17 protein-coding genes and 1 tRNA gene are annotated in these 19,093 nt (G+C 34.7%); 5 read left to right on the top strand and 13 right to left on the bottom strand.

What is annotated here, in order from left to right; translation table 11 throughout:
* Window positions 1–242: 242 nt before the first annotated feature.
* Complete coding sequence (gene recQ / locus CGC47_RS01950) at window positions 243–2,432, bottom strand: DNA helicase RecQ (RefSeq protein ID WP_095899917.1); 2,190 nt, start codon at window positions 2,430–2,432, stop codon at window positions 243–245.
* A 140-nt stretch (window positions 2,433–2,572) separates the two neighbouring features.
* Between recQ and CGC47_RS01955 the strand changes: the two genes are divergently transcribed.
* On the top strand, window positions 2,573–3,484 hold the full coding sequence (locus CGC47_RS01955) for a KpsF/GutQ family sugar-phosphate isomerase (protein WP_082025275.1): 912 nt from the start codon (window positions 2,573–2,575) through the stop codon (window positions 3,482–3,484).
* A gap of 261 nt (window positions 3,485–3,745) precedes the next feature.
* Here CGC47_RS01955 and CGC47_RS01960 read toward each other — a convergent pair whose 3' ends face one another.
* From CGC47_RS01960 to CGC47_RS01985, 6 genes are all read right to left on the bottom strand, one after another.
* Complete coding sequence (locus CGC47_RS01960; protein WP_013997324.1) at window positions 3,746–4,678, bottom strand: peptidylprolyl isomerase; 933 nt, start codon at window positions 4,676–4,678, stop codon at window positions 3,746–3,748.
* Window positions 4,679–4,804: 126 nt separating this feature from the next.
* Window positions 4,805–5,626: a translation elongation factor Ts gene (gene tsf / locus CGC47_RS01965; RefSeq protein WP_013997325.1), complete on the bottom strand. Its 822-nt coding sequence runs from the start codon at window positions 5,624–5,626 to the stop codon at window positions 4,805–4,807.
* A 92-nt stretch (window positions 5,627–5,718) separates the two neighbouring features.
* Window positions 5,719–6,447 carry a 30S ribosomal protein S2 gene (gene rpsB / locus CGC47_RS01970; RefSeq protein ID WP_013997326.1) on the bottom strand — a complete coding sequence of 243 codons (729 nt, stop codon included), beginning with the start codon at window positions 6,445–6,447 and terminating at the stop codon, window positions 5,719–5,721.
* A 166-nt stretch (window positions 6,448–6,613) separates the two neighbouring features.
* The gene (rpsI, locus tag CGC47_RS01975) at window positions 6,614–7,000 is read right to left on the bottom strand and encodes a 30S ribosomal protein S9 (protein ID WP_013997327.1); all 387 of its coding nucleotides are present in this window, start codon (window positions 6,998–7,000) and stop codon (window positions 6,614–6,616) included.
* Window positions 7,000–7,455: a 50S ribosomal protein L13 gene (gene rplM / locus CGC47_RS01980; protein WP_013997328.1), complete on the bottom strand. Its 456-nt coding sequence runs from the start codon at window positions 7,453–7,455 to the stop codon at window positions 7,000–7,002. Before rplM ends, rpsI begins: the two co-directional genes overlap by 1 nt.
* A gap of 301 nt (window positions 7,456–7,756) precedes the next feature.
* Window positions 7,757–10,030 carry a TonB-dependent receptor gene (locus CGC47_RS01985; protein WP_041998908.1) on the bottom strand — a complete coding sequence of 758 codons (2,274 nt, stop codon included), beginning with the start codon at window positions 10,028–10,030 and terminating at the stop codon, window positions 7,757–7,759.
* Between the two features lie 278 nt (window positions 10,031–10,308).
* Between CGC47_RS01985 and CGC47_RS01990 the strand changes: the two genes are divergently transcribed.
* Entirely contained in the window at window positions 10,309–10,836 is a 528-nt protein-coding gene (locus CGC47_RS01990; protein ID WP_041998406.1) for a DUF4136 domain-containing protein, read from the top strand.
* A gap of 186 nt (window positions 10,837–11,022) precedes the next feature.
* On the opposite strand, the gene CGC47_RS01995 is transcribed toward CGC47_RS01990, so the two are convergent.
* The 4 genes from CGC47_RS01995 to CGC47_RS10870 form a co-directional block, all read right to left on the bottom strand.
* Window positions 11,023–13,398 (bottom strand): efflux RND transporter permease subunit, encoded by a 2,376-nt coding sequence (locus tag CGC47_RS01995; protein WP_041998403.1) that lies wholly within the window; start codon window positions 13,396–13,398, stop codon window positions 11,023–11,025.
* Between the two features lie 788 nt (window positions 13,399–14,186).
* Window positions 14,187–14,271 (bottom strand) — tRNA-Ser (locus CGC47_RS02005).
* 193 nt (window positions 14,272–14,464) lie between these two features.
* Window positions 14,465–14,803, bottom strand: coding sequence for a transposase (locus CGC47_RS10865; protein ID WP_232779678.1), 339 nt, complete (start codon window positions 14,801–14,803; stop codon window positions 14,465–14,467).
* Between the two features lie 16 nt (window positions 14,804–14,819).
* On the bottom strand, window positions 14,820–15,221 hold the full coding sequence (locus CGC47_RS10870) for a transposase (RefSeq protein ID WP_232779658.1): 402 nt from the start codon (window positions 15,219–15,221) through the stop codon (window positions 14,820–14,822).
* 226 nt (window positions 15,222–15,447) lie between these two features.
* Between CGC47_RS10870 and CGC47_RS10990 the strand changes: the two genes are divergently transcribed.
* Together CGC47_RS10990 and CGC47_RS02015 are read left to right on the top strand one after the other, a co-directional pair.
* Window positions 15,448–15,558: an IS1/IS1595 family N-terminal zinc-binding domain-containing protein gene (locus CGC47_RS10990; protein ID WP_440588175.1), complete on the top strand. Its 111-nt coding sequence runs from the start codon at window positions 15,448–15,450 to the stop codon at window positions 15,556–15,558.
* 141 nt (window positions 15,559–15,699) lie between these two features.
* Window positions 15,700–16,206: an IS5 family transposase gene (locus CGC47_RS02015; protein ID WP_052456068.1), complete on the top strand. Its 507-nt coding sequence runs from the start codon at window positions 15,700–15,702 to the stop codon at window positions 16,204–16,206.
* A 221-nt stretch (window positions 16,207–16,427) separates the two neighbouring features.
* Here CGC47_RS02015 and CGC47_RS02025 read toward each other — a convergent pair whose 3' ends face one another.
* Window positions 16,428–17,345: a lytic transglycosylase domain-containing protein gene (locus CGC47_RS02025; protein ID WP_041998392.1), complete on the bottom strand. Its 918-nt coding sequence runs from the start codon at window positions 17,343–17,345 to the stop codon at window positions 16,428–16,430.
* A gap of 120 nt (window positions 17,346–17,465) precedes the next feature.
* Entirely contained in the window at window positions 17,466–18,137 is a 672-nt protein-coding gene (locus tag CGC47_RS02030; RefSeq protein WP_095899919.1) for an alpha/beta fold hydrolase, read from the bottom strand.
* Window positions 18,138–18,328: 191 nt separating this feature from the next.
* On the opposite strand from CGC47_RS02030, the gene CGC47_RS02035 reads away from it, so the two are divergent.
* A complete protein-coding gene (locus CGC47_RS02035; RefSeq protein WP_095899920.1) occupies window positions 18,329–18,613 on the top strand; it encodes a GNAT family N-acetyltransferase in 285 nt (94 codons plus the stop codon).
* The last annotated feature ends 480 nt before the right edge of the window (window positions 18,614–19,093 follow it).

The raw sequence follows: 19,093 nt of genomic DNA on the forward strand, positions 1-19,093 counted from the left end.
CCGAAAGGTAATAAAACTTTTTAAAATTCAAAAAAATATTTTCTTTATGTCCTCTTATAATTTGTAATCGTTTTTACCAAATTTCACAAAATATACTAAAAATCAGTTTTTTATTGAGTATTTCTTTTTTGAAAATTTTAATTCGGTCATTTATATTAAACCTTTAAAATATAGTTTTTAAAACCTTTAGGTAAACAAGAAAAGAGATTAGCCTAGTGAATGACTAATCTCTTTTTATTGATTTAATTGGCTACATCGCTTATGAATTTTATACGATATAATCGCAATTCTTCGTCTTCGTAATCTCCGTCGAATTCTTTTGATGCTACTGAAATTTTGTCGGTTTCCGCTTCCAAAAAGTATTCGTGAAGTTCTTCTTGTTGTTCTTCGTCTAAAATTTCATCGATATAATAGCTGATATCCAATTTAGTACCGCTATAGACGATTTGTTCCAATTCTTTTAAAAATTCGTCCATTTCTAAACCTTTGGCTTTAGCTATATCGGGCAATGGTAACTTTCTGTCCACATTCTGAATGATATACAATTTTAGAGAAGAATTTGAACCTGTGGTTCTTACAATAAGGTCTTCAGCACGAATGATATCATTTTCTTCCACATATTTGGCAATAAGTTCCACAAAATCTTTGCCATATTTTTTAGCTTTGCCTTCGCCAACGCCGTGTACGTTAGTCATTTCGGAAATGGTTATTGGGTATTTAAGCGCCATATCCTCCAACGAAGGGTCTTGAAACACCACAAAAGGTGGCACTCCTTTAACCTTAGCTACTTTTTTACGTAAATCTTTAAGCATTGCCAAGAGTACTTCATCGGCAACACCGCCACCCGATTGACCGATTTCATCAGGCTCTTCTTCGTAAACGTGGTCTTCAGTCATCATAAAAGAGACTGGATGTTTTATAAAGTCTTTCCCCTTATCCGTAAGAAACATAATTCCGTAGGTTTCAATATCTTTACGAATAAGCCCATTAACCATCACTTGACGCAGAAGCGCCATCCAATAACGATCATCTTTATCATTGCCAATCCCAAAAAAATCTTGCTCATCAATTTTGTGAGCCTTTATCAAGGCAGAAACCTTACCAATAAGCGTATTTACGATTTCCTTAGCTTTGAATTTTTGTTTGGTTTTATTGATGATTTCTAATAGTTTAACTACATCTTTCTTGGCTTCGACTTTCTTTTTCGGGAAACGAACATTATCGTCCATATCAGCTCCTTCACCGTTGATTTCATCAAATTCTTCCCCAAAGTAATGCAAGATAAATTTACGACGCGAACTTGATGTTTCAGCATAAGCCACGATGTCTTGCAGGAGTGCCTGACCGATTTCTTGCTCGGCAATGGGCTTTCCTACCATAAATTTTTCTAATTTTTCAACATCTTTATAGGAGTAAAAAGCCAAACAATGTCCTTCACCTCCATCACGCCCAGCACGTCCGGTTTCCTGATAATAACTTTCTATACTCTTAGGAATATCGTGGTGAATTACAAAGCGTACATCGGGTTTGTCAATTCCCATTCCAAAAGCGATGGTTGCTACTACCACATCTACTTCCTCCATCAAAAACATATCCTGATGTTTGGCTCGGGTTTTGGCATCTAATCCTGCGTGATAAGGTACGGCTGTAATTCCGTTAACTTGCAAAGTTTGAGATAGTTCTTCTACTTTTTTACGGCTCAAGCAATAAATAATTCCTGATTTTTTACTATGCTGTTTTACAAAACGAATAATATCAGCATCTACATTTTTCGTTTTAGGGCGTACCTCATAATACAAATTAGGTCGGTTAAATGAGGCTTTAAATACGTTTGCCTCTGCCATTCCTAAGTTTTTCAGGATATCGTCTTGCACTTTAGGGGTTGCCGTAGCGGTAAGTGCAACTACTGGAATACCTTCGCCCAATCGGTCGATGATCGTTTTGATGTTTCGGTACTCGGGACGAAAATCGTGTCCCCACTCCGAAATACAATGTGCTTCATCTACCGCCACAAAGGATATATCAATGGTTTTAAGAAAGTTAGCATATTCATCTTTGGTCAAAGATTCAGGCGCTACATATAATAATTTAGTTTTTTTACTGCGAATATCCTCCATCACTTCACGAATTTCTCCTTTGTTCAATGATGAATTGAGTACGTGAGCAACACTATCAGTTGATGAAATTCCACGCATCGCATCCACTTGATTTTTCATCAAGGCGATCAATGGTGAAATCACAATGGCTGTACCTTCCGAAACCATTGCTGGAAGTTGATAACAAAGCGATTTTCCTCCTCCAGTAGGCATAATTACAAACGTATTTTGCCGGTTGATGACACTCCGTACAATCTCTTCCTGCTGCCCTTTAAAGGTGTCAAACCCAAAATAGTGCTTTAATGCACTCTGTAAATCATTTTTAGAAGTTTTCATCTATAATGTTGCTATTTTCTCTAAATTTGCAAGCATAAAAGTAATACATTTTTTCAATATAACATATAAAAAAACACATTAAAATTTTGAAAGGTACTATAGATATTATTGATATTGCTAAACAAACCATTCATTCTGAAATGGTTGCAATAAATAAACTGATTGATTATGTTGATGAAGATTTTGCAAAAGCGGTAAATCACATCTTGAAATCAAGCGGAAGGGTAGTTATTACGGGCATAGGCAAGAGTGCTATTATCGCCAGTAAAATTGTTGCTACGATGAACTCTACGGGTACTCCTGCCATATTTATGCACGCAGCTGATGCCATTCACGGCGACTTAGGAATCATTCAAGAAGACGATGTAGTTATCTGTATTTCAAAAAGCGGTAATACTCCTGAAATCAAAGTATTAATTCCTTTACTAAAACGAGGAAAGAATAAACTCATCGGTATTACTTCCAATAAAAATTCGGTTTTGGCTCAGCAATCCGATTGTATTTTGTATGCACACGTGGAGAAAGAAGCCTGTCCGAATAATTTAGCACCCACCACTAGTACCACAGCTCAGTTGGTATTGGGTGATGCTTTGGCAGTTTGTTTACTAAAAATGAAAAACTTTGGAAGTAGCGATTTTGCTAAATATCACCCTGGAGGCGCTTTAGGCAAACGCTTATATTTAAAAGTAGCTGATATTGTAGCAAATAATCAAAAACCAGAAGTTACCCCCGATGCGGATATTCGTAAGGTTATTGTTGAAATTTCAGAAAAGATGTTAGGGGTTACCGCTGTTATGGATGGGCAAATCATTGCAGGTATCGTTACCGATGGCGATATTCGGCGAATGCTCAACAAGAATGATTCTATAAGCGGACTCACCGCCAAGGATATTATGACTAAAAATCCAAAAACTATTGATAGCGAAACCCTTGCCGTAGATGCTCTCGAACTTATGGAAACTAATAAAATAACACAATTATTAGTTACAGAAAAAGGCAACTACGCTGGAGTTATTCATCTGCATAATTTAATACAAGAAGGTATTATCTAAAGAATAAAACCATCATAATTGCAAAAAGGAGTGGCTTGAAAATTTTCAAGCCACTCCTTTTATATTTTTATTTAAATTAAATATTATATTCCGCAATATGTTATTAAAAAATATAGGACGTAATTGAAAAAAGATGATACAGAAAAAATAAGCCATTTCTGTTAAGTTTCAGCTTCGCTCAGCCTAACACTAAAAATTATAATCATACTTTTTATAACATACTCAAAGATATAATTCTTAGAACAATAAAAAACTATAAATCTATTTTACTTGTACCAATTCCACATCAAAAATAAGTGGTGCGTTAGGCGGAATGACTCCTCCTGCCCCCCTACTTCCATAAGCAAGTTCTGAAGGAATTACAAATCGGGCTTTATCTCCTTCTTGAAGCAATAATATACCTTCGTCCCAACCTGAAATGACTTGACCTATCCCTACTACAAATTCAAGAGGTTGATTGCGTTTGTAAGACGAATCAAAGATGGTTTTATCCAGCAACATTCCCGTATAATGCACACGAACGGTTTTTCCTGCTTGTGCTTGTTTGCCATTCCCTTTTTGTTCTATTTTATAAAAAAGTCCGCTCTCGGTTTTGTCAAAGCCAATAGTTTCATTTTTTAGTATTTCTTCAGCTTTTCGTCTTTCAGCTTCAATACGTTGGGCTTTTTCAGCATTAAATTTTTCGAAAGCGGTCACCGCATCCCATTTTTGAGCAGCTTCACCCACACGGATAATTTGAAGCTCACGCATCAAATCATTTTGTTTGATAGCATCTACCACATCTTGCCCTTCAATGACGTGTCCAAAAACAGTGTGCTTGTTATCCAACCAAGGTGTAGGAACGTGAGTGATAAAAAACTGGCTCCCGTTAGTGCCTGGTCCAGCATTTGCCATTGAAAGCACTCCAGGTCTGTCGTGTTTCAGTTCGGGATGGAACTCATCATCAAATTGATATCCAGGGCTTCCCGTACCCGTTCCTAAAGGACATCCTCCTTGAATCATAAAATCAGGAATTACTCTATGAAATTTCAATCCGTTATAGTAAGGCTCTCCCAGAGGTTTTCTACTGTTTTTTTGTGTCCCTTCTACCAAAGCAACGAAATTCCCCACCGTTGCAGGGGTTTTATCGTGAGTTAATTTTATTAAAATATCTCCTTTTTCAGTGATAAACTTTACATAAATTCCTTCTTGCATTTGTTTTATATTTTTAAAATAAGGTGCAAAAATACAAAAAATTAGTAATATTATTGATACCTCTTACTAAAACAAAAAGGATTGCTTAAAAGCAATCCTTTTTTATATTTTATTAAAAGTAAATCATTACAAAGAAACACGTTTGTAAGCTACTACTTTAAGTCCAGCATCTACTGATTTTACATAATCGGCAACGCTTTCTTTGTTTCCTTTGATATATTCTTGAGCCACCAAAGTATTATCTTTGAAGAAACGCTCTAATTTACCTTTTGCAATGTTATCCAACATCGCTTCAGGTTTTCCTTCTTGACGTAATTGGTCTTTTGCAATTTCGATTTCTTTCTCAATTACAGAAGCATCTACACTTTCCTTATCCAAGGCGATAGGATTCATTGCTGCAATTTGCATAGAAACATTTTTAGCTGCTTCTTCAGCTCCATTAACATTGGCTGAAAGTCCCGTTAAGGCAGCAATTTTATTTCCAGCGTGAATATAAGAACCTACAAAAGGAGCTTCTAACAATTCAAAAGCACCGATTTCAATTTTCTCACCAATAACTCCTGTTTGCTCAGTAAGTTTATCAGCAACTGTAATTCCTTTGTAGTCAGCAGCAAGTAATTCTTCTTTAGAACTTACTTGTAGTGCCATAGTAGCCAATTCGTTAGCTAAAGCTACGAAAGATTCGTTTTTAGCTACGAAATCGGTCTCACAGTTCAAAGAAACGATTGCTCCTTTAGTAGCATTTTGGTTTACTTTTGCAATAACAGCTCCTTCGCTTGAATCACGATCAGCTCTTTTTGCAGCTACTTTTTGTCCTTTTTTACGTAGGATTTCAATAGCTTTCTCAAAATCTCCTTCAGCCTCAACCAAAGCTGCTTTACAGTCCATCATACCAGCTCCGGTAGCTTGTCTTAATTTATTTACTTCTGCGGCTGTAATATTTGCCATATCTTGTTTAAAATTTAAAAAAATAAAGTAACTATGCCTCAAAGACAACTACTTTGAAAACATAATTACTTTATTAAAAGGTTAGTAACTAATTATTCAGCAGTTTCTGCGTCTTTTTCTTTTTGATCGGGTGTACGTTGTGAAAGCCCTTCGTTAATGGCTTCCGTAACGTAAGTAAGGATTTTTTCGATGGATTTCGAAGCATCATCATTGGCTGGGATAACATAATCCACATCACGAGGATCTGAATTGGTATCCACCATTGCAAAAATAGGAATGTTTAATTTTCTTGCTTCTTTCACGGCAATGTGCTCACGCATCGTATCCACTACAAACAATGCCCCTGGCAAACGAGTCATATCAGCGATTGAACCCAAGTTTTTCTCAAGTTTCTCTCTTAAACGCTCTACTTGTAATTTTTCTCTTTTTGAAAGGGTTTCAAAAGTACCGTCTTTTTTCATTTTGTCGATAGACGCCATCTTTTTAACCGCTTTTCGGATGGTAACAAAGTTAGTTAACATCCCACCTGGCCATCTTTCAGTGATGTAAGGCATTTTTACCGATGTTGCTTTTTCAGCAACGATATCTTTTGCTTGTTTTTTTGTAGCTACAAAAAGGACTCTACGCCCTGAGGCTACAATTTTTTTCAAAGCTTCGTTAGCTTCTTCAATTTTAGCAGCTGTTTTGTACAAATTGATAACGTGAATTCCGTTACGCTCCATATAAATGTAAGGAGCCATATTCGGATTCCACTTTCTTGTCAAGTGCCCAAAGTGAACACCTGCTTCAAGTAAATCTTTAACTTCTATATTATTTGCCATTTTTGTAATAGTTTACGTTCCGTTGATTTAGCAATGCAAAAGTGGTTGCCCTTGAGACACGCCTTTACGCATTTGGATGCTAAACTAATTTTCCGTTTTCTTTGGAAAACAACGACACTATGTTTCTTAATAATTTGAATTGCTCCAATAATAAACCAAAACGATATTAACGTTTTGAGAATTGGAATTTTTTACGTGCTTTTTTCTGACCGAATTTTTTACGCTCTACCATACGTGGGTCTCTAGTGAGTAGTCCTTCAGGCTTTAATACCGCTCTGTTTTCAGCATCTACCTCACAAAGAGCTCTTGAAATAGCCAAACGAATAGCTTCGGCTTGTCCAGTAATTCCTCCACCATACACGTTTACTTTTACGTCGTAAGCGTCTTCAGCTCCTAACAAAGCAAATGGTTGTTTTACTTTATATTGAAGCGTTGAAGTGGTGAAGTAGTCATTTAAGTCTCTTTTATTAACACTAATAGCTCCGTTTCCTGGTTTAACATAAACACGAGCTACAGCCGTTTTTCTTCTACCAATTTTGTGAATTACTTCCATTATTTAAGTTCGTTTAAGTTAATGGTAGTAGGTTGTTGAGCTTCGTGTTTGTGCTCTGTACCTACGTACACTTTCAAATTACGTAAAATCGCTGCACCCAATTTGTTTTTTGGCAACATACCTTTTACGGCTTTTTCTACCAATCTTTCTGGGTGTTTTGCTAAAAGTTCTTTAGCAGTTTGCACTCTTTGCCCCCCAGGATGCCCAGTGTAACGGATATACTCTTTATCGTTCCACTTGTTTCCAGTTAAGTTGATTTTCTCTACGTTAACAACAATTACGTTGTCACCGCAATCAACGTGTGGGGTAAACTCTGGCTTGTACTTACCACGTAGCAATTTGGCTACTTTAGAGGCAAGACGCCCTAACGACTGTCCTTCGGCATCTACTAAAACCCACTTTTTGTTTGCAGTGGCTTTATTTACCGAAATTGTTTTGTAGCTTAATGTATCCACATTCCTATTTTTAAAAATTAAACATTCCTTTCCAACCCTAAACACGATAGTATCTAGAATTGGGGTGCAAAAATACAATTATTTACGTAAAATACAAATACTTGGCACATTAAAATACCAAAATATGCGTCAAAATCTAGAAAACTCTAAAAAATAAAAACATAAAATACTGATTAAAAGAAACATAATCAAAAATAAAGCATCTTCATCTCATCAAAATATGAATCATCAGAAATAGAAAAATCCCGATGTTCAGAACCAAACATCGGGATTTTCATTTTAAGAAAAACGAGATCAAAAATTACATTTTTATTTTTACACCAGCAAAGAAAGTTCTTGGCAAAGAAGGTCCGTAGATGTAAGCTGGATCACGTTCAGCCCCTTTATCAAAATCTTTTTGGTACTGATTAAACAAGTTTTTCATTCCTAAACTCAAATCAAGTTTATACGAATCATTTATTGCTATTTCATAGTTGGTGTTTATACCAAAATCAAACATTGGCTTGGTTCTTTCCAAACGATTTTCAGTAATGTATCCTTTTAAATGAGGTACATCCATTGCTCCTGTGTAAACTCCTGAAAAATTTATCATCCAATTTTCAGAAGGTTTGTAAGTTGCTGTGAAATTTCCATAAATATCGGGGGTACGCAAAATTTTGTCCGTTTCAATACCTTCCTCTGGCTCATATTTATTTTCAAATTTGCCACTTTGGAAAGTAGCCCCTAATTGCATAATCCACTTACTGTTAGGCGCATACTTAACTTCCAAATTCACTCCTTTGACCAAAGCACCATCTCTGTTTTGTTTTTCACGAATTGCTAATCCGTTTTCCTCACCGGCATCTTCATAAACAAAAGGATTATGCAAAAGCGTGTAAAAACCTTCCAACATCAATATCAATTGTTGGTTTTGGGAAGTTACGTTATACTCTAAAGAAGCCATAAAGCTATCAGAAGTTTCTTTTTTCAAATTAGAAGCCAATTTAACACGACGTACCTCTCCAGGAATCATTTCAGAATGAACATCTTCCGAATAAAATAAAGGTGCTCTAAAACCACGCGCATAAGAGGCTCTGGAAATCCAACGTTCAGAAATATTGTAAAGTAAACTAGCACGAGGGTTAATTACGGTAATAGATTTTTCCAACAAGTTGGCATTTAAGTGTTCCATACGCAAACCTGCAAGTACTTTAAACTGAGGTACTATCTTCCAATCTGCTTGAGAAAAAACACCTAAACTTTTAACATCTTGATTAACTGACAAAACATTGGCTCTTAATCTTTTTTCAGAAATATCATCTTTTTTTAATTCTACCCCCGAAGTAAGCAAAAAGGTCCCGTTATTTGTATCAAAATGAGCGGTATGCTGCCCACCAAGTACAAATATTTTCTGTTTGGTAATTCCGTAACCCTCAGGGTCTTTTCCTGCTCCGTAGTAATTATCAGAATCAGTAGCTTGTACATTAGCATAGGTTACGAATTTGTGCTTGTAATCACGTGTTAAGTACTCATAATTAAGATTTCCGCCAAGTAAATTTGTTTTTATGGACTCGGCAATATCTGCCTCGTGTTCGGGCAACTCCAAGGCGTTACCTCCACGACGTTTTTCATTTGATACGTTAAACTCCGCCTCAATTTTCTTTCTGCTGGTAATTTCGCTAAACAACTTTGTTCCGAAATTGATGTTTTGTAATTGTGTGAGTTCAGAAAAACCATCATTGTTAGCATCATAAGCATTTCTTTTTCTGTGCATTGCATAAAAACTCATTCCGTTATTAAAGTTGTCGCTAACTAAAGAACCATTAAATACAGAAACGAAATCTTTTGCCTGTCCTCCAATTAGATGATAGGTGGTTCCGCCTTGAAATTCGTTTTTAGTTGGATTTTTAGTAATAATGTTAATAGTACCTGCAATAGCATTCGACCCAAATAAAGCAGAACCTCCCCCACGAGTAACCTCTATTTGTTGTATCATACTGGTTGGAATTTGCTCCAATCCGTAGATACTATTAAGAGAACCAAATACAGGACGGCTATTGATTAGTATTTGCGAATAAGCACCTTCCAATCCGTTGATTCTCACTTGCGAAAATCCGCAGTTTTGACAGTTTACTTCCGTGCGTAACCCAGGTTGGAAAACAAGCCCCTCCATTAAGGTATTAGCACGAACCGAAGACAAAGTCTCAGCATTAGTAATACTTACCAAAACAGGAGCCTCTTTTCTGCTCATTTCGGTTTTGGTTGCTGTAACTACTACTTCGTTAATGCCCAAAACGTCTTCTTTCAATTCAATATCTTTTTCGATGGTTTGCCCCTGTTGAATCTCAATTTTAATCTCTTGAGCAGTATAACCTAACATTGATACTTTTAAGGTGTAGCGTCCCGCAGGAGCCAAAAGCTGGAAAGCACCATTTTTTCCAGAGGCTACCCCTGTTTTATAATCTTTATTTTCTAATACTAAGGAAGCTCCTTCCAACGATTTTTTTTCAGAATTCACCATTCCTTTCACAACTCCTCCTTGAGCAAAACCAGCTAAGGATAAGCTAAATAGCAACAAAAAAGTGTAAAATTTCATTTTATTTTTAATTATTTGTTTAACTTAATTTTTAGGCAAAGCTAAAAATATTTCAGACAACTTTAAAAATTATTTTTCAAATATTTTAGAAAAACTAAAAGCATAAAACATAAAAATTAGAAAATCAACAAAATAAAATAAAAATCTTTTAAAAAAATATTTGTCTTATCTAAAAATGAAGTATGAGGTGCTTTTAAAAAGGATATAAAAATCAAGAATATGATAATTCGGTATGAAATTTGCAGTATATTACTTGAAAATCATAAAAATAATTGCCTATGAAAAACTTATCTATCACCTTTTTACTGTTTTTTGCCTTATTATTTTCTTCTTGTGCCACCGTGCAGGTTGCTTCGGACTATGATCGTCAAGCCAATTTTATGGCTTACAAGACGTATGCTTTTCATAAAGAAGGTATTGACAAAGTTCCGATTTCGGATTTGGATAAAAAACGGATATTAAGAGCCATTGAGCAAAATTTGAATGGGAAAGGAATGCAAAAATCTGAAAACCCAGATGTATTGGTTAATATCTTTACTAAAGAGCGCGAAAACCTCAACGTCGTTTACAACGATTATACGTCTTATTGGGGTTGGGATTGGGGACCTTTTTGGAATGGAACTTCCTATAGGACAACCACTAATATTGAAGGCACACTATACATCGAAATTATTGAAACTAAAAATAAGGAATTAATTTGGCAAGGTAAAGGCATTGGTTACATTCCGCAACGGATAGAACAAAAAGAAAAACGAATACAAGAATTTGTATCGAAAATTTTAGAAAAATATCCGCCAAAAATGTAATCAGAAAAGTCGGTTTGCCCCATACAAACCGACTTTTTTAGATTATTATCTTCGTGTTATAAAAGTATGATGGTAGTTTCACCTGTCAAGCTGAGCGAAGTCGAAGCCTTGTAATAATAAGGCTTCGACTTCACTCAGCCTGACATAAATATCTTCTTTTTTTAATCACTTTTCATTATATTTTATTTAATCCTTTACTTCCTCTTCCAAGATAGGAGATTTTAAGGTTTCTTTATTGGCGATACTTCGCTCTAAGGAAAGTAATAAAGAGGGTAACAACAGTAAATTGGTAAGCATCGCAAAGAATAGGGTTACCGATATGAGTCCACCGAGTGCTTTTGTTCCACCAAAGTCGGAAATCAGGAAAACTGAAAAACCGAAAAATAGCACGATAGAGGTATAAAACATACTTACACCAGTTTCACGAATGGAAGCATATACTGACTTGTGAATCTTCCAGTTACGACTAATGAGTTCTTGCCGATATTTTGCTAAAAAATGTATGGTATCGTCCATCGAAATACCAAAAGCGATACTAAATACCAAAACCGTTGAAGGCTTTAACGGAATGCCTAAAAAGCCCATCATTCCAGCAGTCACTAATAGAGGCAACATATTAGGAACCAGAGAAATAAGTATCATTCTAAACGAACGAAATATGATAGCAATCATTAAAGCAATCATCAATATAGCAAAACCTAACGAATATATTAAATTGGTTGCCAAATAATTAGTCCCTTTAGTAAAGAGAAACGCTTTACCTGTAATTTTTACTTCATAGCGCTCATCTGGAAATATTTTTTGAGCTTTTTGATAAATATCTTGTTCAATTTTTTCCATTCTTTCGGTTCCTATATCTTTCATAAAAGTGGTAATACGTGCCACTTGCCCCAAAGAATCGGCATAAGCAGAAAGCATATTCCCATCGGCTTTTGAATTCTTTATAAAAGGCATTATAAAATATTGTTCCTGCGAAGAAGGAAGTTCATAATATTCCGGATTTCCGTTGTAATAGGCTTGTTTAGCGTATTTTACCAAATTGGTAATGGAAATTGGTTTGGAAATTTCAGGAATTTCTTCAATATATGCCGAAAGCTCCTCAATACGCTTTAACGTTGCTAACTGACTAATTCCATTTTTTCTTTTGGTATCAATGGTAATTTCCAAAGGCATAATTCCGCCAAATTGTTCTTCAAAAAACAAAATGTCTTCAAAAAAAGGTGCCGATTGAGGCATATCTTCAATCAAACTTCCAGAGACTCGAATTTTATAAATCCCGATAATACTGAGTACGAGCATCGTTACGGCTGTGGTAAAAACAGCGAAACGATGATGTTTTACCACATTTTCCATCCAACGTACCAAACGCTTGATGAATTTCCGATCCAAATGCCTCAAATGCTTCTCTTTAGGAGCCTTCATAAAGCTATAAAAAATCGGGATTATCAATAACGATATGAAAAAAATAGCCAAAATATTAAGTGAAGCAATCAAACCGAATTGCTTCAACAACTCACTATTGGTAAATATAAATGTAGCAAAACCTGCCGCTGTAGTTAAATTGGTAAGCATTGTTACATTACCAATCTTACGGATTACTCTTTGTAGTGATTTTGCCTGATTGCCGTGATTTTGTATTTCTTGTTGATATTTATTTATGAGAAAGATACAATTCGGGATACCGATAACAATCACCAAAGGCGGAATCAACCCAGTGAGTATAGTAATTTCATAACGGAAAATTCCTAAAAGCCCAAAAGTCCAAACCACACCTATAGCCACTACGGTCATCGAAATAAACATTGCTCGGAACGAACGGAAAAACAAAAAGAATATGAACGAAGTAGTAAATAAAGCCAATGCAATAAAAAGCCCCATTTCGTCAGTAATACTTTTGGCACTCAACGTACGGATATAAGGCATTCCAGAGGTATGAACATCCAAACCGGTTTCCGATTCAAATTGCGTAATTAAAGGTAAAAAATCATTGATAATAAAATCTTTACGTGCTTTAGTGTTCACGATTTTTTTATCCAAATACACCGCTGTTTGAAGCGTTTGAGTTTGTTTATTGAAGATAAATCCTTCATAGAAAGGTAATTTTTCAAACAAATTACCTTTCAAGCTATCCACCTGCACTTGATTCTCAAAGGGTTGATTAACTAATGGCTGTGTTATAAATCGCTCATTAAGCGTATCTTTGACCAATACAGGAAGTTGTTCCAATGATATAACTGCTTGTACTTGTTCAAATCGTTTAAGCTTTTTGCTCAAATCATTCCACAAGTTGAGTTTTTCGGGAGTGTAAATGCTTTCATCGGCAACTGCAAGGAGCATTAAGTTTCCTTCTTCGCCAAATTTTTCTAAAAACTTTTGATATTCAATATTCACCTGATGATTGTCGGGCAACATATTGGCTTCGGTAAAAGTAAAGCGTACGTGTTGCCACTGAACTACCATAAAAAGTGTTACTACCCCCAAACCAATGAGTATGGCGGTACGATTGCGAAGTATAAGCCGTGCAATGGTTATCCAAAAATCATTTTTAAACCATTTTATCATTTTGTAAAACTTTATTTAAATTGCAAAGGTAACCATTTTCAAATAACGAATTCGACAAAGATTCATAATTATTTCATTGGCACATTCACCCCCCAAGTGCAATTTTTTATTACCACATTACATAAACATACCTATCCTGCGTTTGACACTTTTCTTTCAGCATTAAGTTAACAAGATTTAAAATTATCTATTTTCAAGATTAAAAAAATGTTAATAAATAGTTCACCAACAATTTTCGACCGTTCGTACTTGAAACAGAATTTTCAAAGTAACCATCCCACCGTGCTTGCACCACAGCGATACCTGTCGATCCAATGGATAGACGATCGTTGTTGAGATAGATTCTCAACATCACAGAAGTTTTCTCTCCTTGTTGACATAGTTGCTTCTAAGATAGAAGGCTGTTCTAAAAATAGACTTCATACACATCTGTTTTGAGAGTTGTAGTCAGGAAGAGAAGAATTGTAGCCACAGTGACTATGAATTATAGCCAAAAACGTGAAAATCAAACCTCTGTAACCACGCTGTAAAGTTCTACATAATACTTTGAATAACAGTAATATATGCGTACTCTAAACAAACTCTGGACTACAATTTTCAATCGGCTCGAAAAAGTGTAGCCAGATTGTAGCCATTTGAGAGTATTTTGGGAGTATTTGCGACCTCTTTACATACTCTGAGAAGATGTATAGGTATAGGTATAAAAGAAAAGTATCGTAACCTCAATTAGTTACGATACTTACTAACTTTGCTGGTATTTTTTGAACTCTTGTTCAGAGTACCTCACGCGGAGAAAGAGGGATTCGAACCCCCGGAGGTGTTACCCTCAACGGTTTTCAAGACCGCCGCATTCGACCGCTCTGCCATTTCTCCAAATGCACTTATTAATTCACTTATGCGGTTGCAAATGTACGACTTTTTTTGAAACTACCAAATTTTTGGATTATAAAAAAATCATTTTCTGTTTTTATATTTTGTAATAGCATATTATACAATGATTTAAAATAAAAAAACTAAAAGAGAAAATTTCGTATTGAGAATTTTTATAAAAACAAAAAAATGATTGTCAGCTATTCATATTAAATATTTTAGATTTGATAAAAGCCTGTTTAAATTTTTTTGAGTAAAATTTTATAGCGGATAATTTGACCATATTTTCTGAGTTTTCTAGCAGTAATTCATAATTTCTACATAATCTTCGATCATTGTCTAGCCAAGCAAAAGTGCGTTCTATCACCCATCTTTTAGAAATGGGATGAAAATCCTTTTTCCTTTGATCATTTCTCATAACTACCTCAATGATATAACCAAATTTATTCTTCACTTGTTCGATAATCTCTCCCCTATAACCTCCATCGGCAAGGATAATCTTTAAAGGAATGAATAAATATGCCAAAGTTCTCATCAGAAAATCTGTCGCCTTACCATCGTGAATATTGGCTACTGTGGCTATTACTTATTACTGCTAATAAAAATCCGTTTTTGTCCACTACTATATGTCGTTTAATGCCTTTCACTTTTTTGTTTCCTTCAAATCCTTTCAACGAACGATTATTGCCCCATTTTACACTCTGGCTGTCCACCATTCCGAGACTAGGTACTTTGTTTTGGTTTCTTTTAGTCCTTACTTCTTCGCGTAATTTGGAAAGAAGTAAATCAAAATCCTCTGCATTTGCCCACTTGCTATAGTAGTAGTAAACCAATTGCCATTTTGGAAAATCACCAGATAACATCCGCCATTGGCATCCTGTTTTTACAAGATACATTATGGCGTTCCAAATAGTTCTTAAATCGTGTTTTCGCTTTCTTTCATTGAAATTCAAAGTTTTTTTATAAATTGCCACTGATTGTCAGTGATATCTGTTGGATAATTTTTCATCGTAACATAATTGTTTATTCACCAAAAAATTACGAAAAAATATTTAATATCAACAGCTGACAATCATTTTTTTTGTTTTTATAAAAATTCTCAATACGAATTTTTGTAATATCTTTTTTAAACAGGCTCTAATTAAATATAGTTTTGTATATTTCACAGAAAAATAAGAGATGGATTGTCCAATTTGTAAAAGCAAAAACAAAATAAAAAATGGAATTATCAAAGGCGTTCAGAGGTATAAATGCAAAGATTGTGGCAGAAATTACACTGTTGCCCCATAAATCCACTGCCAAACTTCCGTCAGAACAAAGACTAGGTTTAATGATGTATTTGGAAGGCTTAAGCTTCAATTCTATTGGAATCGAAAAGAAGACGAGTTACCCGAGGAGGAAATTGAAAAACAAGAGCATTTTTTCAAGGAAGTGGCTGAAAATGTGGTAGATAAGGAAGCGAGATGGCTCAAAAAAGGCACAAAAACTTATTTCGGATACAAGAAACAAATTGCGGTGGATAGCAATGGTTTGGTATTGGCGGTTCATACCACACCGGCCAACAAGCACGATAGCAAAGGCTTGATTCCTTTATTAGAAAAACTTGACAATGAACGAATTAAAAAAGGCGTTTTTACTGATAAAGGCTATGCTTCCAAGGCGAATAGGGAATACCTTAAGGAAAGAAAATCCAAGGACAGGATACAGCATAAAGCACAGAGAAATAAGCCGCTAAGTAAATGGGAGAGAGTGTTTAACAAGTTGATTTCTAAGACGCGTTGGGTAGTAGAGCGTACTTTTGGGAGTCAGAAGCGATGGTTTGGTGTGGGGCAGACGCGTTTAAAAGGCTTGGACAAGGTACACACACAACATATTTTGGAAGCTATTGCCTACAATCTGAAGCGAAGTCCAAAGATGCAAATACTTCCTGCCTTTTAATGAAAAAAAGGTCCAAAAAAAGGGGATTTTGATTAAAATTGACCCCAAAAGTGAGAAAAAATGATGAAAAAGAATACAATTTCGAATTTTCAGAAACACTTTTTCTAAAAAAATCATCCGAATATGGGAAAAATAGAGGGTGGATGGTTCTTGCAAAGGTCTCAGGTTGATAACTTTCGCACGTTTTACCTAATATATATCTAAGTAATGCCCCTAATTATTTATTTCTTAGGTATTTTAATTACATACGATTTTCCTGCAGTCACCGTTAATTTATTGCTTCTGAGCCAAGAGTTATGTAATTTCAATTCTTTAAAATTAACACCATACTTTTGAGCAAAAAGGGCTAAATCATCAATACTTTCTTTAACTTCTACTTGATAAGTAGGAATTTCTAAGTACAAATCTTTAGATTCAAAATTGAAACCATATTGAGTAGGATTTTTCATAATTTCCTTAATAGCTAATATTCTAAAAACGTATCGAGAAGTTTCAGAATTTAACCATAAATCATAATAATCCGTTACTTTTTGAGCCGTGAGCTGATTGTACACCCCTGTATTACCAGCGTTGTATGCCGCAGCTGCAAGTGTCCAACTTCCCATACTTTTTTTAGATTTTTTCAAATAATCACAAGCTGCTTTAGTGGCTTTTTCCAAATGATAACGTTCATCAACTTGGTCAGTGATTTCCAATCCGTTTTCTTTAGCGGCAGCTTTCATAAACTGCCAAAAACCACTAGCTCCTGCAGGAGAAACAACATCTTGTAAACCACTCTCAATCAAGGCTAAATACTTAAAATCATCGGGAACGCCATTTTCTTTTAAAATACGTTCAATAACAGGAAAATACCGATTTGCTCTCTTAATGAACAGAAGACCATTAGATTGCCAATAAGTATTAACCAAGAGTTCTCTATCAAGACGTTCACGTACATCAGGAATATGCAAGGGGGCTTTTTCTCCAGCAAAATCGACCTCTGTGGGTAAATCCACTGCATATACGTTATATCCTTTTACAGGACGAATCTCATTATCTTTTTCATTATCAGAATCATACGAAGCAGAAGCGTTAATTAGTAATCCTCCTAAAAAGAAAACACCTAATCCGCTTAAAATATTTTTTGTAGTATTTTTCATAGCCTTTGTTTTTGAATTGAATTTTAGAATTTTTTAGAATAGATACAAAACACAGAGCATCAGGCAAATGTCTGTATCTTTTTCCTTTTTTACAAAGAAATTAACTTTTATAACTATTTTTTAATCAATTTCCTCATATTTTAACAATTTTTCCCAATGCTCATTGAACCATTTATACCTGTTAATAATCATAATATGTGTTCCTTTTTCAATGGTTATAGCATTGGAAATGTATTTGATAGGAAAAACCACATCTTTACTTCCGTGAATGTGAATAGTTCTAGGCAGTGGATTTTCTTGCTGCCAATTAACTATTTTGTCAATACTCCATTCCAAATAGAAAGGAGAGCGCATACCAATATATTTTTCATACAATTCGATACGCTTTGTTATTGAACCCGAAAAAGAAAAACGCTTCCAATACTCCATAGTATCTACCAAACTCAAAGGTAATAATTTATGTATTTTGGTGTAACGTGCCAACAACATTTTTTTGGGCAATTCGTGTTGCGTTTTTACACTCGAAATAATGATAATTTTCCGATAGGGACGTATTTTAGCTATCTCCTGCACAATAATCCCCCCAAAAGAAACCCCTATCAAAACAGGGCTCTCGTGTTTGATATTTTTGGAAAGACGAAGCGCATAATCCGCTAATGACTCTTCTTTCAGAGGGAGTATCCAGTCCAACAAATGAATTTGACAATAACTAGGAAACTCCAAAAATTCAAATATTTTAGGACTTGCCGCCATTCCAGGCATCATATAAATGTGTATGGGCTCAGGATTCATAAATTATTGGTAATATGAATTCGTTGTCATATTTTTTTTTGTAACTTTGCCTAACAAAAGTAATAAAATTACTCAAAAACACCTAACTTGGTAAAGTTATTGCTTTTTTTTTAACAACACAAAATTCATTTGAGAATTGTTTTTGTTACTTCGTTCTTGGTTTTGTTTAATATATAATTCAATAAAAGACAATGATAACATTAAAAAACAATGAGTTTTTGCGACAATTTCAGGCGCAAATCAATGAAGAAGTGGCTTTTATCGAATATGCTATACAAGAAAAGAAAATTTTTCTAACCAAAATGCACATTCCTGAAAAAGCCGCAAAAACATTTGAGGAGGCGTTTATTAAATCGGTACTTGAAGAGGCTAATAATAGGAGACTAAAAGTGGTTCCTACTTGTCCTCCTATCGTTAGTTTTTTCCGAAAAAATAAGGAATACAAAGACCTTTTACCTGTTGGTATTCGTATTTAATACAAACTTTAAACTTAATTGCATTTTGCTCATCATAGCAAAATTTACTTCTTAGAAACAGAGGTTCGATTTTCTTGCCTTAAAAGAGGGGGTTGTCTCAAATTATTCCACATTTTAAAGTGATTTGAATACTCAAAAACTCCCCTAGACGACTGCTATTTTCATAAATTATTACCCTCTATAGCATAATTAAAAGTAAAAATTTAAGACTCTATAACTCTTAAAAAATTATTTTCAAAATTATATAAATGTGAATACAAGTTAATTGGAAAAAAATATAGTATCACAAAAGGTTAATATTTTAGCAGTACAAAATCTAATTACTTACTAAATCATATTTTTTAACATTCAATAACAATAAAGTCCTTCTTATTAATTCTTTTTAACTACTTAAAACAAAATATAATGCTAATCAACTAATATTTATTGTTTTATAGGTCGTTATATTTTACCTTTACCGCGGGATAATTGTAAATATAT

Source organism: Capnocytophaga canimorsus (assembly GCF_002302565.1).
Classification (GTDB): Bacteria; Bacteroidota; Bacteroidia; order Flavobacteriales; family Flavobacteriaceae; genus Capnocytophaga; species Capnocytophaga canimorsus.